This window comes from Oleiphilus sp. HI0117, assembly GCF_001635235.1.
The window spans coordinates 1-2,014 of record NZ_LWGA01000878.1 but is presented as its reverse complement, the minus strand read 5'-3'; the positions used below and the strand labels follow the sequence as shown (position 1 = coordinate 2,014).

Sequence of the window (2,014 nt, the reverse complement as noted above, 5' to 3'; positions counted from 1 at the left end):
AGCAGCAGGGAGCTTTAGTATTAAATAAAGCCCAAAGCTTGCGAGATTGTAATGAAAAGCTATACGCGACTCTTTTCCCCCAATGTTGCCCGCCTGTTTTGGTCTCGAGAGATCAGCAACGCTTGAAAGCGTTTTGTAAGCAGCATGAAGACGTCATCTATAAACCCTTGGATGGTATGGGAGGCGCTTCTATTTTCAGAGTGACTCTGGGGGACAGTAACCTAAGTGTGATTCTCGAAACGCTGAGTCAGCATGGCCAGCAACAGGTGATGGCGCAAAAATATTTGCCTGAGATAAAGAATGGCGATAAGCGTATACTTATTATTGATGGTGAGCCGGTTGCTTTTGGCTTGGCGAGAATTCCGGGGCAAGGTGAGTCGCGAGGCAATTTGGCTGCAGGTGGTCGTGGAGAAGTGCTGCCACTGACTGAACGTGACTATTGGATCGTTGATCAGATAAAAGATGATTTACTAGATAGGGGCTTGTTATTTGTAGGTATCGATGTGATTGGTGATTACCTGACAGAAATAAATGTCACCAGTCCAACCTGTATTCAGGAAATTGAAAGGGTTAGCCAAATCAAAATTGCTGATAAGCTAATATCGACGATTGAGCAGAAATTGAGTGCTAGTAAAAAGTAATATGAAGCAAGAGACGCAATCTGTAGGGGAGCTAAATTGGCAGTGGTAGCACGAGCAATGGGTGTTAGCGATACTGATCGTCTTAGTTTTACGGTTTTTGTCGCGCTGGCCTTACATAGCTTAATTATCCTGACCGATTTTCTGGAAGAAGATCCGGAGCCCGTGGCGTTTACTATGGAAATTACGCTTTCTCGCTTTGAGGATGAGACCAAGCCAGATAAGGCGGACTTCTTTGCCGAGACCAACCAGCTTGGCAGCGGTACGCTAGAAGAAAAAGCGAGAGTCACGACGCCGATTGAATCGAAGCAGTTCAATGCCCTGGAGCAATTAGCCAGCTCTCCAGCGCCAACACAAGACAGTATAGAAAAGCGTGATAAACAGGTGATCAGCTCGGTATCGGGCGAAAGGCTAAGACCCAGCCTGTTTGATCGTGTGCAAGAAGAAAATAAGCCCACCGAAGTGCAGCCTCGAAAGTCCATTCTGGAACGAAGCCTCGAAATAGCTGAACTGGAAGCTGATTTAGATAGGCAGAGGCAAAATTATGCTAAACGCCCAAGGGTGACTCGCTTGACCGCAGCCTCGACAATGAAAGCGGTCGATTCTCAATATGTGGCGCACGTTGTCAGTAAGATAGAGCGGACAGGCAGTCTGAACTTTCCTGAAGATGCCGGGAAGCGCTTGTATGGTAAACCCCGCGTCTCAATTTCTATCTATTCCGATGGCACGATTAAAGAGGTTGTCGTGTTACAGAGCTCAGGAGATCTAGTTCTGGACTCCAAAACCAGAGATATTGTTCATCGAGCGGCGCCCTTTGCGCCCTTTCCAAAGAATGTAAGAAAAGAGCGAGATGTATTAGAATTGATTCGCACCTTTTCTTATAACAAGAGTGGAGTATCCAGCTATTTGTAGCCATTTAGAAAATCAGTTTCTGATCGCAATGCCCCAGATGAAAGATCCAAACTTCTCAGGGTCTCTGACGTATATTTGTGATCATAGCAGCGATGGCGCAATGGGCGTTGTGATTAACCGCCCTACCGATATTGGCTTGGCTGAGTTACTCGAACAGTTAGATATCAGTATGACGATTGATACTGATGCCAAAATTTACGCTGGCGGGCCGGTCCAAAGAGATCGTGGTTTTATCTTTCATGATGGTGAAAAATGTTGGCAATCTACGCTAGAGTTATCATCCGGACTGAAACTCACCACATCTAAAGACATCCTTGAAGCCATTGCACAGGGAACCGGGCCACAAACCTATCTGGTTGCCCTTGGCTATGCTGGTTGGGGAGAGGGGCAGTTAGAAGGTGAGCTCACAGAAAACACTTGGTTAACTTGCCCCGGGTCTCAGGACATATTGTTTGCTGACGACG

The 2,014-nt window shown here is 46.6% G+C and carries 3 protein-coding genes; all 3 read left to right on the top strand.

What is annotated here, in order from left to right; genetic code table 11:
* Positions 1-641: glutathione synthase (gene gshB / locus A3757_RS15380; RefSeq protein ID WP_068739883.1), on the top strand; the 641-nt coding region annotated here is incomplete at its 5' end.
* 42 nt (positions 642-683) lie between these two features.
* Entirely contained in the window at positions 684-1,550 is an 867-nt protein-coding gene (locus A3757_RS15375; RefSeq protein WP_231872330.1) for a TonB family protein, read from the top strand.
* Between the two features lie 37 nt (positions 1,551-1,587).
* On the top strand, positions 1,588-2,014 hold a 427-nt coding region (locus tag A3757_RS15370; protein WP_068739880.1), incomplete at its 3' end, for a YqgE/AlgH family protein.